Below are 14527 nucleotides of genomic sequence, written 5' to 3'. Positions count from 1 at the left end.
TGCCTTCAGGTGCGTCGCCGCGGATCACTGCCACGCCGGTTTGCGTTTTTCCAGAAAGGCGTTGAGTCCTTCCTGCCCTTCCGCGCTGACGCGGATGCCGGCGATGACGCTTTCGCTACGCTGGCGCAACGCATCGCCGAGCACGCCGCTGCCGACGTCCAGCAGCAGGGCCTTGCTGGCGCGCATGGCCTGCGGGCCGTTCTGCAGCAGGTTGGCCAGCCACTGTTCGAGCGCCGCCTCCAGCTCGGCAGCGGGATAGCATTCGGCGAGCAGGCCCAGTTCGCGGGCGCGCTCGCCGCTGAAGCGCTCGGCGCTGAGCGCGTAACGCCGGGCGGCACGCTCGCCGATGGCCTGCACCACATAGGGGCTGATCACCGCCGGCGCCAGGCCGATGCGCACTTCGGAGAGGCTGAACGAGGCGTCACGGGCGCCGATGGCGATATCGCAGCAAGCCGCCAGCCCCACGGCCCCGCCGAACGCCGCCCCCTGCACCACGGCCAGGGTCGGGCACGGCAAGTGGTAGAGCAGGCTCATCAACTCGCCGAGCTGGTGGGCGTCCTTGAGGTTGGCGGCATAATCGAGCCCGGCCGAAGCCTGCATCCAGGCCAGGTCGGCCCCGGCGCTGAAGTGCCTGCCGCGGCCACGCAGGAGCAGAAAACGCAGGCTGTCGTCGTCCGCGACCTGGCGTAACGCCTGGATCAGTTCGGCGATCATCGCGGCGTCGAAGGCGTTGTGCTTGTCCGCACGGTTCAGCCACAGGGTGGCGATACCGCGCGGGTCGCTATGCAGTTCGATGGTGGCAAAGTCGGTCATAGAAATCCCCTTGAGCTGCAAGCTTCAAGCTACAAGCGGCAAGAAAACGCAGAACAGCTTGCGGCTTGTAGCTTGCGGCTTTACATCCGGAATACGCCGAACCGGGTCGGCTCGATTGGCGCATTGAGGCTGGCGGATAGCGCCAGCGCCAGCACTTCGCGGGTCTGCGCCGGGTCGATGACACCGTCGTCCCACAGCCGGGCACTGGAGTAATAGGCATGGGCCTGGCGTTCGTACTGCTCGACGATGGGCTGCTTGAGCCGCTGCTCGTCTTCGCCGGAGAATGCCTGGCCGGCGCGCCGCGCCTGTTCGTGCTTGACCTGCACCAGCACCCCGGCGGCCTGTTGCGCGCCCATCACGCCGATCCTGGCGTTGGGCCACATCCACAGGAAACGCGGCTCGAAGGCGCGGCCGCACATGCCGTAGTTACCCGCACCGAAGCTGCCGCCGATGATCACCGTGAACTTCGGCACCCGGGCGCAGGCCACGGCGGTGACCAGCTTGGCGCCATGCTTGGCGATGCCCCCCGCTTCGTATTTCTGCCCGACCATGAAGCCGGTGATGTTCTGCAGGAACAGCAGCGGGATGCCGCGCTGGCAGGCCAGTTCGATGAAATGCGCGCCCTTCTGCGCCGCCTCGGCGAAGAGGATGCCGTTGTTGGCCAGGATGGCGACCGGGTAGCCGTTGATGCGGGCGAAGCCGCAGACCAGGGTGGTGCCGAACAGCGCCTTGAATTCGTCCAGCTGCGAGTCGTCGACGATCCGTGCGATCACTTCGCGCACGTCGAACGGTTGCTTGGCATCGGCCGGGACGATGCCGTACAGCTCATCGGCGGCGTAGCGCGGGGCGACGGGCGCCAGCGCCTGCAACTGACCCAGCTTGCGCCAGTTGAGGTTGGCCACGCAGCGCCGCGCCAGCGCCAGGGCGTGGGCATCGTTCTCGGCATAGTGGTCGGCGACGCCGCTGGTTCTGCAGTGCACGTCGGCACCGCCCAGCGCCTCGGCGCTGACCACCTCGCCGGTGGCGGCCTTCACCAGCGGCGGGCCGGCGAGGAAAATGGTCGCCTGCTCGCGCACCATGATGGTCTCGTCGCTCATCGCCGGCACATAGGCGCCACCGGCGGTGCAGGAGCCCATGACCACGGCTATCTGCGGGATACCCTGGGCGCTCATGCCGGCCTGGTTGAAGAAGATGCGGCCGAAATGCTCGCGGTCGGGGAACACCTCGTCCTGGCGCGGCAGGTTGGCGCCGCCGGAGTCCACCAGGTACAGGCACGGCAGGCGGTTCTGCTGGGCGATGGTCTGCGCGCGCAGGTGTTTCTTCACCGTCAGCGGGTAGTAGCTGCCGCCCTTCACCGTGGCATCGTTGGCGATGACCATGCACTCGATGCCTTCGATGCGGCCGATCCCGGCGATCACGCCGGCCGCCACGACGTCTTCGTCGTACACATGGTAAGCGGCCAACTGGCCGATTTCGAGAAACGGCGAACCCGGATCGAGCAGCCGGTCGATGCGCTCGCGAGGCAGCAGTTTGCCGCGCGACCGGTGCCGCTCCTGCGCCTTGGCGCCACCGCCTTCGCGAATACGGACGAGCAATGCGCGCAGTTCATCGACCTTGGCCAGCATCGCCTCGCGGTTGGCGGCGTACTCGGGGGAACGGGGATTGATCTGGGTGGGCAAGGTGGTCATAGAAGCCTCGAAAAAAGCGCCATATGCCGGAGGCTAGACGAGGACTGTGGCCGCTTTCCGTCCAGCCTTCAGCCTCAAGCCTCCAGCGACTTTATTTGGTTTCGTCGAACAGCTCGCGGCCGATCAGCATGCGGCGGATCTCGCTGGTGCCGGCGCCGATCTCGTAGAGTTTGGCGTCGCGCCACAGGCGCCCGACCGGGAATTCATTGATATAGCCGTTGCCGCCGAGGATCTGGATCGCCTCGCCCGCCAGCCAGGTGGCCTTCTCCGCGGCATAGAGGATGACCCCGGCGCAGTCCTTGCGAACCTGGCGCACATGGCCGCTGCCCAAGGCGTCGAGCTGCCGGCCCACGGCATACAGGTAGGCGCGGCAGGCCTGCTGGGTGGTGTACATGTCGGCGAGCTTGCCCTGGATCAGCTGGAACTCGCCGATGCTCTGGCCGAACTGCCTGCGCGCGTGGATATAGGGCACCACCACGTCCATCGCCGCCTGCATCAGCCCGAGCGGGCCGCCGGACAGCACCGCGCGTTCGTAGTCCAGGCCGCTCATCAGCACCTTGACGCCCTCGCCGACGCCGCCGAGTACGTTCTCTTCGGCGATTTCCACGTCCTGGAACACCAGCTCGCCGGTGTGCGAGCCGCGCATGCCCAGCTTGTCGAGCTTCTGCGCCACGCTGAAGCCTTGCGCGCCCTTTTCCACGATGAAGGCGGTCATGCCCTTGGCGCCGGCCGCCAGGTCGGTCTTGGTGTAGACCACCAGCACATCGCAATCGGGGCCGTTGGTGATCCACATCTTGCTGCCGTTGAGCAGGTAGCGGTCGCCCTGCCTGTCCGCGCGCAGCTTCATGGACAGCACATCGGAACCGGCATTGGGCTCGCTCATGGCCAGTGCGCCGATATGTTCGCCACTGATCAGCCGCGGCAGGAAACGGCGTTTCTGCGCCTCGCTGCCGTTGCGGTTGATCTGGTTCACGCAGAGGTTGGAGTGGGCCGCATAGGACAGGCCGATGCCGCCGGCGGCACGGGAGATTTCCTCCATGGCGACCATGTGCGCCAAATAGCCCATGCCAGCGCCGCCGTACTCCTCGCCGACGGTCAGGCCGAGCAGGCCCATGTCGCCGAACTTGCGCCACAGATCCATGGGGAACTGGTCGTGGCGATCGGCCTCGGCGGCACGCGGGGCGATCTCCCTGGCGGCGAAAGCGGCGACCGCGTCGCGCAGCAGGTCGATGTCCTCGCCGAGGAAGAAATTCAGGCCAGGCAGGCTGATGCTCATGTAACGACTCCCCATTCTTATAGTTGTTGGATGGCGGGTAATGACGGTTTCAGGAAGCCACGGCGATCGCTTTCATGGCGGTCAGGCAACGTTCTTCGGCGGTATCGAGTTCGAGCTGCATCTGCCGGATATCGAGCATCTGCTGTTCGAGCTGCTCCCGGCGTGCAGCGATCTTTTGCAGAAAGTGCTCGAGCTGCTTGCGATTGCCGCCTGCCGGATCGTACAGGTCGATGAGCTCCTTGCACTCGGCCAGGGAAAAGCCGATGCGCTTGCCGCGCAGGATCAGCTTGAGCGTCACCAGATCCCGCGGCGAATAGATGCGCTCCTGGCCGCGCCGCTGTGGCGCCAGCATGCCCTGCTCCTCATAGAAGCGAATGGTGCGCGGCGTCACGTCGAGCGAGCGGGCCAGATCCGAGATGCTGTATGTGCTGGGCATTCGCCGCTCCCTTTCTTTACCTTTACGTAAAGGTAAACCTGCATGTGCAACCTGTCAAACGACGAGCCATGAACGGGCATTGGAAAGCATCAGGCCGAGAGAGAACGGGCTCCCGGCCCGCACGGACGTCAGTCCTGGTCGTCGGCCTCGCCATCCCATGGCTGGCCATCGAGAGGCCGCTTCCTGGCCAGCTCGGCTTCGTCGAGCCCTTGCCCGGCGCCGATATCGTCGCCCTCGACGATGCTCAGATCCTGATCGGCGGGCCCGTCCCCGCCCCGTTCGAAGGGCGAGCGCGCGCCGCTTTCATCGATCAGGGTCTCAGGGCTCAGGTCATCGAGATCGACACCGTCCTCGTGGCGGCCGCTGCTCAGGGTTTCGCCACCGCTCATGCCGGCCTCGCGCACCCGCTCGTCCGGATACTGCTCGCGGACTTCGTCCAGCGGACGGCGGTCACCGATACGCCCCTGGCGCTCATCGCCACGCTCACTGAAATCCAGTGGCTCGATGGAGCCCATGCGGTCTTCGGTATCGTCGATCTCCGCGGGCGTCACGGGTTGCCTGGGCTTGCTCATGGTCTTCTCCGATTGGTTGGTTCACTGCAGTGGAGTGAATCGACGCCGGGAAAATTCAGAGTAAACGATGAGCCGTTCAGCCCTCGCCGGTCAGTTGCTCGAAGGCTTCCTCGATGGGGCTCAGGCCCGTGGGACGCACCAGGCGGGTGACCTCCTGGCCGTTACGCAGGAAGATCAGCGTGGGCCACAGCTTGACCTGAAAGGACCGCCCCAGGGGCCGGCCGCTGCCGTCCTCGAGCTTCAGGTGGCCAACCTCCGGGTAGTCGGCGAAGACCTTGGCCAGCAGCGGCTGCACAGCCTGGCAGTGTCCGCAGCTGTCAGTGCCGAATTCGACCAGGGTCAGGCCCGGCCGGGCTTCGACCTCGGCCAGGCTGGGCGCGCTTGCGCTGTATCGGGTGAGCATGCCTTTCTCCTGTTCGGTGATGCAGCAGAACGGCCTTGGCGCCTGTGAGCAGACGCCAAGGCCGGCCTATGCAGGTTTGCCCTGGCCCTGCAGGAGCCGCGACCTCGCGGCGAAGCGTGGCCATATCGCGATTTTTGCAGCATGGCCACCCTCGCATCGCACCGAGGTCGACGCCCCTGCACCGGCGGCGGTTTGCCGCTCTTGCTCCGGCAAAACCCTATCTGATCAGCAGTGGGCCTGTGCAGCGGGTTTCACTCGGGCGTGGCGAAGGGGTCGATCTCGGACGGATAGCTGAGCTCGCGCTCCACCGAGCCATCGGCCCGGTGCAGAATCAGGGTGCCGTCCTTGCCGGCCATATACACCGGCATCAGGCGCAGCAGTTCTTCCCGGGTTTCGGTGACCTTGGCGGCCTGCTCCGCGCCATCGCGCTGGAACGCCCAGCCGACCTCGACAGGCACGATGTGATAGCGATCCACGGCGCTATACCCCGTTCTTGCCCTGATTCGCCGCCGCGGTCGAGGTGACCTGCGCGGCCACCCGGGCCTCCAGTCGCTCGATGGTCGCGGCGGCCTTGTCCACTTCCGGACGCAGGGCGCGTGCGTCGTCCAGCACACGTTTGACACGGCAATGGCCGGACAGCCCACGCGCCAGCAACAGGCCGCCGAAGGCTGCGCGGCACAGGCCGATCACCCCGCCGCGCTTGAGCCCGGTACGGGCCATGGCGATGCCGCTGCCGATGGAGAGCGCCCGCTCCCATCCCTGCACATTGCTCGTGGGACGCTGGGACTGATCATCGAATGTGGCCATGGTGCTTGCTCCTGTCTATTCAACTGCGGGTCAAACAACCGACTGGAACAACGACCCGGGCGTTCGCCCGGCCCGACGGGCGGCCGAGCGGCCACAGCGCCAGGCGATACGCCCGGCTCAGAGATATCGCAGCCAGGTCAGGTCGCGCCGCCGCGCCTTGAGCGCGGCGAACCAGTGCACCGGCGGATACAGCGCCGCCGCCAGCAGCAGCGAGCACAGCCAGATGCCGGTGATCGAATCGAAACCGAAATAATCGCCCTGATTGCGGCCCCAGATCGCCAGCGCCGCCAGGTACAGCAGCTTGAGCACGTAGAGGTGCAGCAGATAGAAGAACATCGGCGCACCGCCATAGACCGTCAGCACCTTCAGCCAGGCACTGCCCTGGCGGCGTTCGAACGCCAGCAGCAGGAGCAGGCCAAGGCCCAGGGTCAAGGCGAGAAAAGCCAGCGATGGCGGATACTTGGTGATGTTGAGGATGCTCATCAGGGTTTGCAGGGCGGAATCGCCCACTGCCCAGCTTTTCTCGCCATAGCCGTTGCCGGCACGTACCACGACGAACACCAGCAAGGCACCCAGGCCCCAGTTCAGCAACCGACGCTGGCGCACGGCCGCGTCGCTGCCGCGGGCGAACCAGTCGCCGGCGGCATAGCCCAGGGCGATCACGCCGATCCACGGCAGCAGCGGGTAGGACGTGCGCAGGCGCAGGTGCTCGGATACCTCCAGCCAGCCACGGTCATGCAGGATCGCCCAGGGCACGTGCATGGCCGAACCGGCGGCGAAATGCAGGCCATCGAGCAGGTTGTGCCCGGCCACCAGCAGCACACCCAGGGCGATCAGCCCGGCACGCGGCAGCCACACCAGCGCCGATAGCGCCAGCATGCTCAGGCCGATGGCCCAGATCACCTGCAGGTAGATCACCGTGGGCGGGAACTGGAAGGTCCAGGCGAAGTTCACCAGGGTCAACTCCAGCACGATCAGGAACAGCCCACGCTTGAACAGGAAGGCGCCTACCGCGGCCTTGCCGCCCTGCTTTTCGCCGTACAGGAAGGCCGACAGGCCGGTGAGGAAGATGAACACCGGCGCACACAGATGCGCCAGGGTACGGCTGAAGAACAGCGTGGGCTCGGTGCTGGCGATATCCATGGGATCGAGCACCTGACGGTGCAGGAAGAAGGTCTCGCGCACGTGATCGAGGAGCATGAACAGGATCACCAGGCCGCGCAGGGCGTCGATGGAGGTGAGTCGCAAGGAAGGCGAAGCAGGCAGGTTGGCAGGAGTCATGGCATATCCAGAGCAGGAAGCCGGGCAGACAGGTGAGTCCGCCCGATAGAACGAATCGTTATGATATAACAATCCGCTCTTGCCAGCCCAGCCCTTATCGCCCTCGCCCTGCCATGCACCTCCGCGGATCGACTACCATCGTGGCACGGGGCATCGCTGACAGCCTTGCCGATCTGGCGCCTCTGCCGGGCTCGCCACAGGCGGTGCCCGGAGCGCCGGCTGATATCCACAGGCGCCGCGAGGCGCCTGAACCGCCTTGGAGCCTGCCATGCATATCGTCATTCCCGACGACTACCAGAACGTCATCCGCACCCTCGATTGCTTCGCCACCCTGCGCGATCACCGCGTCAGCCTCTACCACGATGCCGTGGCGGATGTGGCGCAACTGGCCGAACGCTTCGCCGACGCCGATGCGCTGGTGCTGACCCGCGAACGCACCCTGGTTGGCGAGGAGCTGCTGGCGCGCCTGCCGCGGCTGAAGCTGATCAGCCAGACCGGCAAGGTTGCCGCGCACCTGGATCTCGCCGCCTGCACCCGCCATGGGGTAGCGGTCATGGAAGGTCGCGGTTCGCCCATCGCCCCGGCCGAGCTGACCTGGGCCCTGATCCTCAACGCCCGGCGCCAGTTGCTGCCGGCCATACAGGGCCTGTATGCCGGACAATGGCAGGTCAACCTGGGCCAGCGCCTGTACGGGCAGACCCTGGGTATCTGGGGCTACGGCAAGATCGGCCAGCGCCTGGCGCGCTATGCCCAGGCGTTCGAGATGCCGGTACTGGTATGGGGCAGCGAAACCTCGCGCGCGGCCGCCGAAGGCGATGGGCACCGTGCGGCGACCTCGCGCCAGGCATTCTTTGCCGAGGCCGACGTACTCAGCCTGCACCTGCGCCTGGCCGACGCCACACGCCACCTGGTCACGGCCGAAGACCTGGCCCGGATGAAGCCATCCGCCCTGCTGGTCAACACCAGTCGCGCCGAATTGATCACCCCTGGCGCCCTGCTCGATGGTCTGAACCTGGGTCGCCCGGGCTATGCCGCGCTCGACGTGTTCGAACAGGAACCGCTGACGGATAGCGGACATCCGCTGCTGCAACACCCCCGGGTGCTGTGTACGCCTCACCTCGGCTATGTCGAGCGCGAAGGGTATGAGCTGTACTTCGGCGATGCATTCGCCAATATTCTGGCGTTCTTCTCCGATCAACCCTGTACCCTGGCCAACCCTGACGTACAACGCAAAACGGACTGATCAGCTTCGCCAGGACGGCGTTTTTCTGCAGTTTCACCCTCGATAGTCGCGCAAGCCGCCGGTCACAATAGGCGGCATGCCGTCTGTCGCCAGAAATTCCGCCAGACGGTATCCCACAGATGAAAACCAATCTCAGTAAAATCATGCACAATCAACACAAAAATAATAAAAATATTTAAAATTCAATTATTTATAGTTTTAAATTCCATTCATCAGGAAAATAAACATTTTTTTGACGAAAGCATACTATCTGTCCGGTCGATGGTTTGCGGTACCAGGTTCCAGGATCTGCTGCCGGTCATACCGGAACGTGTTTTGCCGCAAGGCAGAGCACGGGACACGACATTTTCTTCAACACAGCCTGCGCCTCACCAGCGGACCCGCGCCAGAACGCTCCAGAAGTCCTGGCACAAGCCGTACCTGAGCGTCGAGAACGCAGCAAGCGCGGTAAACACGAACCCGATCCTGCGGGTTTGCGCGAAAAGCCTCACAGCGTTGAGGCACAGAAAACGGCATTCCTGGCGTGTCCGCCTGGCGGATCGCCACTCGTGCGCGGCAACAGTCCCTAGACGGCACAAGGAAGGCGTTATGAAGATTCTCGTTATTGGCAACATGGGTTATGTCGGCCCCGCCGTGATTCGCGAGCTGACCAGCCGCCACCCATCGGCAACCGTGCATGGTTTCGACAACGCCTATTTCGCCCATTGCCTCACCAATGCCAGCACCCTGCCCGAGAGCCTGCTGACCCAGCAGTTCTTCGGTGACGTGCGCGACCTGTCGGCGCAGAGGCTCGAGGGCTACGACGCGGTGGTGCAACTGGCCGCGGTCTCCAACGACCCCATGGGCGATCGCTTCGCCAGCGTGACCGAAGCGATCAACCAGGACGCGACCATCGCCATCGCCAGGGCCGCTGCGCGCGCCGGCGTAGGCAACTTCGTCTTCGCCTCCAGTTGCAGCATCTACGGCGTGGCGCTCGGCGGGCCGCGCCGCGAAAGCGATCCGGTCGCGCCCATGACCGCCTACGCCCGCTCCAAGATCGGCGCCGAGGATGCGCTGGCCGATATCGATGGCGACATGGTCATCACCAGCCTGCGCTTCGCCACGGCCTGCGGCATGTCCGATCGTCTGCGCCTGGACCTGGTGCTCAACGATTTCGTCGCCGGCGCCCTCAGCGAAGGCCGCATCAGCGTGCTCAGCGATGGTTCGCCGTGGCGGCCGCTGATCGATGTGGCCGACATGGCCCGCGCCATCGACTGGGCCATCCAGCGCGGTGCCGGCAACGGCGGCCGGGTGCTGCGCGTCAACACCGGCAGCAACGAACGCAATCACCAGGTACGCGACCTCGCCGCCGCCGTGGCCGAGGCCCTGCCCGGCACCCAGGTCAGCATCAATACCGACGCACCGGTCGACAGTCGCTCCTACCAGGTCGACTTCAGCCTGTTCGCCCAGCTCGCCCCCCACCACCAGCCTCGGATGACGCTGTCGAGGTCGATCAGCAAATTGATCGACGGTCTCACGGGTATGAACTTCGTCGACACGACATTCCGCACATCGCCGCTCATGCGCCTGCACGTCCTGCAAGGCCATATCGCCAGCGGGCGCCTGTCCGAAGACCTTCGCTGGCAATCCCGCTAGGGATTCCGGCAGTTGCACCGGGCCGGCAAGGCCCACTTCCGGGAAACCGTTTCACGGTCTCGCGGGCCAGAGTCCTGCAAGGAGCAACGACCGACGGCAACAGCGGCCGCAGTCCGGCCCGCAGGAAGAGCGCCCGTCCGTTTTCACGCGGCAGGCGGCGAACGTCATACGTCATGGGGGATCTCAGCATGAAGGTTGCAATATTCGCGGGCGGCTTTGGCACACGCTTGAGCGAGGAGACGGCCATCCGGCCCAAGCCGATGGTCGAGGTCGGCGGCCGGCCGATCATCTGGCACATCATGAAGATGTACGCGCACCATGGCTTCAACGACTTCGTGGTCCTGGGCGGCTACAAGGTCGATTACATCCGCGACTACTTTCTCAACTATCGCGCGCAACGCACCGACTACAGCATCGACCTGAAAACCGGCGCCATCGACTGGCTGGAGAGCGTCAGCGAAGACTGGCGCGTCACCGTCCTCGATACCGGTGCGGACTCGATGACCGGCGGGCGTCTCAAGCGCGCCATGCGCCTGCTCTGCGACGAACCCTTCTGCCTGACCTACGGCGATGGTGTCAGCGACGTCGACATTCGCCAACTGGTCGAGGCGCACAAGGCCTCCAAACGCTGGTGCACCCTCACCGCCGTCACCCAGCCAGGGCGTTACGGCGCCCTGCGCCTGAACGAACAGCTCACCCAGGTGGAAGCCTTCCGCGAGAAAGGCGCCGCGGACGGCGGCCTGATCAATGGCGGTTTCTTCGTCTGCGAGCCGGAAGTGTTCGAACTGATCGACGGCGACCAGACCACCTGGGAAAACGAACCCATGGACCGCCTGGTCGAGCGCGACATGCTCGGCAGCTACCACCACAAGGGCTACTGGCAGAGCATGGATTCACTGCGCGACAAGATCACCCTGGAAACCGCCTGGGCCAGCGGCGCGCCATGGAAAGTCTGGAAAGACTGAACGGAGAAGCCTGATGATCATCGTTGATAGCGCCCTCGCCAGACGCGAGGCCGAAGGCCGCCCCATCCGCGTCGGCATGATCGGCGCCGGCTTCCAGGCCAGCGGCATCGCCCTGCAGATACTCACCGCCACCCGGGGCATGCGCCTGTGCGCCGTGGCCAACCGCAACCTGGGCGGCGCCGTGGGCGTCTACGACCAGGCCGGCATCGAAGCGCTGCGCTGCGACAGCCAGGACGCACTGGAACGCGCCATCGCCGACGGTCGCCCGGCCGTGACCGAAGACGCCATGGCCCTGGCGCGCGCCGCGGGCCTGGATGCCATCATCGAGGTCACCGGCTCCATCGAGTTCGCCGCCAATGCCGTGCTCGCGGCCCTGGAAAGCGGCAAGCACGTGATCCAGATGAATGCCGAGCTGGATGGCACCATCGGCCCCATCCTCAAGGCCCGGGCCGATCGCGCCGGGGTCATCTACACCTTCTCCGATGGCGACCAGCCCGGCGTGCAGATGAACCTCTACCGCTTCGTCGCCGGGCTGGGCGTGAAGCCGGTGCTGTGCGGCAACATCAAGGGCCTGCACGACCCTTACCGCAACCCGACCACCCAGCAGGAATTCGCCCGCCGCTGGGGCCAGAAACCGGCGATGGTCGCCTCCTTCGCCGACGGCACCAAGATTTCCTTCGAGCAGGCCATCGTCGCCAACGCGACCGGTATGCGCGTGGCGCGCCGCGGCATGCTCGGGCCGGACTTCTCCGGCGGCAATCCGGGCGCGCCGCTGGTGCCGATCGAAGACACCGTCGCGGCCTTCGCCGAGCACCTGGACGCCAGTCGGCCCGGCCTGGTCGACTACGTGGTCGGTGCCCGCCCCGGCCCCGGCGTGTTCGTCCTCGGCACGCTGGAGAATCCGCGGCAACGCCACTACCTCGAACTCTACAAACTGGGCAAGGGGCCCTATTACTGCTTCTACACGCCCTACCACCTGTGCCACTTCGAAGTGCCCAACTCGGTGGCCCGCGCCGTGCTGTTCGGGGACCCGGTGCTGACCCCGCAAGGCGGCCCCAGCGTCGGCGTCATCGCCATGGCCAAGAAGGCGCTGAACGCCGGTGACAGCATCGACGACTTCGGCGGCTACGAAGCCTACGGCGTGGCCGAGAACATGGCGGTCATCCGCCAGGAAAACCTGCTGCCGATCGGCCTGGCCCTGGGCTGCACGCTCAAGCGCCCGGTCGCCAGGGACACCCCGCTGACCTTCGACGACGTGCAACTGCCCAGCGGCCGAACCGTCGACCGCCTGTATGCCGAGCAGGAATGCCTGTTCGCGCCCGAAGCGGCCGGCACGCAACGCTTTCGCGACTTTCTTCGCCCTCTGAACAGCCAGGAGCCGTCATGATCTTCCACACCACCACACTCAACGATGCCTGGCTGATCGAACTGCAACCGCGCGGCGATGAGCGCGGCTATTTCGCCCGCACCCTGTGCGCGGACGAGTTCCAGCGCCACGGCCTGATCAGCCACTTCGTCCAGCAGAACGCCTCGCGCTCGACCCGCCGCGGCACCCTGCGCGGCCTGCACTATCAGGTACACCCCTACGGCGAAGCCAAGCTGGTGCGCTGCACCCGTGGCGCCATCGTCGACGTCATCGTCGACCTGCGCGAGGAATCCTCGAGCTACCTGCGGCACGAGGCCTTCGAACTGACCGCCGACAACCAGCGACAGTTGTACGTGCCGCCCGGCTTCGCCCACGCCTTCCAGACCCTGAGCGACGATGTGGAAGTGAGCTACCTGGTGTCGACGGCCTACACCCCGAGTGCCGAACGCGGCCTGCGCTACAACGACGAACGCCTGGGCATCGACTGGCCACTGGCGGTTACCACGCTGTCGGAAAAGGATGCGGCCTGGCCATTGCTCGCCGACCGCACCGACAGGCTCTACTGAGCGCCCGCCATCGCGGATGGCAGGTACAGCGGCTGCGACTCGAGCACGGGAGCCAGGCTGGGCAGCAGCTGCAGATCGAAGACCAGCGAGGACGCGCAACGGATCTGCACGTTCAAGCTCTCCAGCGGCGCATCGGCCGACTCGACCTGCGGCGAGAACCCCAGCCCCTCGGCCAGTCCCAGCAACACCACCCGCGCCTTGTTCAGCTCGCCCTTGCGCAACAGCCTGAGCATGCCCCACACCTGATAGGCAAAGGTCAGCAACACCCGACGCTGATTGGCGTACTTGCGCATGATGAACAGTTCGTTGCGCACGAAATGGCGGTGGTAGCGGATCCGGACAGGATTCTTCTCGGTACGGATGCTGATCGCCCCACCGCCCTCCTGGCGCAGATGCAGCACCTTGCTGGCACCGACCAGATACCCAGGCTTGCTGCGGGTCACACGCAGGGTGAACTCGGTGTCCTCGCCCCAGATGAACATCGAGGTGATCGGTACGCCATGCTCGGCCAGGGTCGAGCGGGGCACGAGAATCGATACGAAGGTCGCCCGACAGACCGGTACCACGCCGAGCTCGACCGTGGCCGGCCAGTTTTCATAATCGATACGGTTGCGCCGCACGTCCAGGGACGGGGCATTGTTGACCAGCCCTTCCTGGGTGTAGGCCCCGGACAGCAGAAAGGCATGCTCGATATTGCGCGCGGCGAGCAACTCGTCGGCTTCGATCAGACGCTGCAGGGCATCGGGATTGGGGATGACGTCGTCGTCCATCATCCAGACCAGATCGGCCCCCGCCTGATAGGCCAGACGAAAGCCGGCGTTGAAACCACCGGATGCTCCCACATTGGCGGACAGCACATAGAGCCTGAGATTGGGCAGCGACAGATCGAGTACCATCTGCTCGGTGCCGTCGGAACTGGCGTTATCGATAACGATAACGCCGTCACAGTTTCTCGTTTGCGAATAAACAGCGTCCAAGCAACGTTTAAGCAAGTCCTTACGGTTATAAGTAAGCACCACCGCAAATATCTGCGACATAGGGGTCATCCTGAAAGTAGTGAGTTGACTTCCCTGGCCGAAACAGCTGCGGCCATAGCCCATAAAACGCCCGCCGTAAAGCGCTCAAAACTGCAAAGAGCCCCAAGCTGTCAGGCCTGCGGCAAGTTACACATCAAGCAATGCGGTTAAGTTAGAAGTTCATAACAACAGGATATATACAATCGCCATAAAACAGGCGCCATAAAATCAGCTTACCTATCCGATTGAACTTTTCCCGTGTACGCCGTGCGCCTCTACTATGCAGCTTCTACAGGAAAATACAGTTCGCCAGCGCGCATTTACGGGCGCCGCCGGTCGGAAACCATTGCCGGCCAACCACTCACTTGTTCATACGCCGCCATTCGTCGCGCCAATAGAACTTAGCCCGCAAATCGGGTCTGTACTAAGGGATTAACGACTTTAGGCAGGCGCGACGGCA

Annotated in this window: 15 protein-coding genes; 5 read left to right on the top strand and 10 right to left on the bottom strand. The window is 64.9% G+C overall.

Annotated elements, in window-relative coordinates; all coding sequences use genetic code 11:
• Positions 1–24 precede the first annotated feature (24 nt).
• The 9 genes from DNK34_RS12990 to DNK34_RS12950 form a co-directional block, all read right to left on the bottom strand.
• A complete protein-coding gene (locus tag DNK34_RS12990) occupies positions 25–813 on the bottom strand; it encodes a gamma-carboxygeranoyl-CoA hydratase (protein WP_131174858.1) in 789 nt (262 codons plus the stop codon).
• Between the two features lie 80 nt (positions 814–893).
• Positions 894–2501, bottom strand: a complete 1608-nt coding sequence (locus tag DNK34_RS12985; RefSeq protein ID WP_131174857.1) for a carboxyl transferase domain-containing protein — start codon at positions 2499–2501, stop codon at positions 894–896.
• Between the two features lie 91 nt (positions 2502–2592).
• On the bottom strand, positions 2593–3771 hold the full coding sequence (locus tag DNK34_RS12980; RefSeq protein ID WP_207401594.1) for an isovaleryl-CoA dehydrogenase: 1179 nt from the start codon (positions 3769–3771) through the stop codon (positions 2593–2595).
• Between the two features lie 55 nt (positions 3772–3826).
• Complete coding sequence (locus DNK34_RS12975; RefSeq protein ID WP_131174855.1) at positions 3827–4213, bottom strand: MerR family transcriptional regulator; 387 nt, start codon at positions 4211–4213, stop codon at positions 3827–3829.
• A gap of 128 nt (positions 4214–4341) precedes the next feature.
• Positions 4342–4785: a phosphotransferase system, HPr-related protein gene (locus tag DNK34_RS12970; protein WP_131174854.1), complete on the bottom strand. Its 444-nt coding sequence runs from the start codon at positions 4783–4785 to the stop codon at positions 4342–4344.
• Between the two features lie 76 nt (positions 4786–4861).
• Positions 4862–5188, bottom strand: coding sequence for a thioredoxin family protein (locus DNK34_RS12965; protein WP_131174853.1), 327 nt, complete (start codon positions 5186–5188; stop codon positions 4862–4864).
• 251 nt (positions 5189–5439) lie between these two features.
• Positions 5440–5664 carry a DUF2188 domain-containing protein gene (locus DNK34_RS25440; protein ID WP_165496979.1) on the bottom strand — a complete coding sequence of 75 codons (225 nt, stop codon included), beginning with the start codon at positions 5662–5664 and terminating at the stop codon, positions 5440–5442.
• A gap of 4 nt (positions 5665–5668) precedes the next feature.
• The gene (locus tag DNK34_RS12955) at positions 5669–5995 is read right to left on the bottom strand and encodes a YgaP-like transmembrane domain (protein ID WP_131174851.1); all 327 of its coding nucleotides are present in this window, start codon (positions 5993–5995) and stop codon (positions 5669–5671) included.
• A 117-nt stretch (positions 5996–6112) separates the two neighbouring features.
• Positions 6113–7276, bottom strand: coding sequence for an acetyltransferase domain-containing protein (locus DNK34_RS12950; RefSeq protein ID WP_131174850.1), 1164 nt, complete (start codon positions 7274–7276; stop codon positions 6113–6115).
• Positions 7277–7544: 268 nt separating this feature from the next.
• Here DNK34_RS12950 and DNK34_RS12945 point away from each other — a divergent pair, with 268 nt between their 5' ends.
• The 5 genes from DNK34_RS12945 to rfbC all read left to right on the top strand — a co-directional run bounded on the left by DNK34_RS12945 (position 7545) and on the right by rfbC (position 13051).
• Entirely contained in the window at positions 7545–8519 is a 975-nt protein-coding gene (locus tag DNK34_RS12945) for a D-2-hydroxyacid dehydrogenase family protein (RefSeq protein WP_131174849.1), read from the top strand.
• Positions 8520–9107: 588 nt separating this feature from the next.
• Positions 9108–10154: an NAD-dependent epimerase/dehydratase family protein gene (locus DNK34_RS12940; RefSeq protein ID WP_131174848.1), complete on the top strand. Its 1047-nt coding sequence runs from the start codon at positions 9108–9110 to the stop codon at positions 10152–10154.
• A 188-nt stretch (positions 10155–10342) separates the two neighbouring features.
• Positions 10343–11119: a glucose-1-phosphate cytidylyltransferase gene (rfbF, locus tag DNK34_RS12935; protein WP_131174847.1), complete on the top strand. Its 777-nt coding sequence runs from the start codon at positions 10343–10345 to the stop codon at positions 11117–11119.
• A 13-nt stretch (positions 11120–11132) separates the two neighbouring features.
• On the top strand, positions 11133–12506 hold the full coding sequence (locus DNK34_RS12930; protein WP_131174846.1) for an NAD(P)H-dependent oxidoreductase: 1374 nt from the start codon (positions 11133–11135) through the stop codon (positions 12504–12506).
• Positions 12503–13051 carry a dTDP-4-dehydrorhamnose 3,5-epimerase gene (rfbC, locus tag DNK34_RS12925; protein WP_131174845.1) on the top strand — a complete coding sequence of 183 codons (549 nt, stop codon included), beginning with the start codon at positions 12503–12505 and terminating at the stop codon, positions 13049–13051. The genes DNK34_RS12930 and rfbC overlap by 4 nt, the downstream gene beginning before the upstream one ends.
• Here the strand turns inward: rfbC and DNK34_RS12920 are convergent.
• Complete coding sequence (locus DNK34_RS12920) at positions 13045–14088, bottom strand: glycosyltransferase family 2 protein (RefSeq protein ID WP_207390846.1); 1044 nt, start codon at positions 14086–14088, stop codon at positions 13045–13047. The genes rfbC and DNK34_RS12920 overlap by 7 nt on opposite strands.
• Positions 14089–14527 lie beyond the last annotated feature (439 nt).

The organism is Phytopseudomonas dryadis (genome assembly GCF_004327355.1).
GTDB classification, from domain to species: Bacteria; Pseudomonadota; Gammaproteobacteria; order Pseudomonadales; family Pseudomonadaceae; genus Aquipseudomonas; species Aquipseudomonas dryadis.
This window is presented reverse-complemented; position numbering and strand designations above follow the sequence as displayed.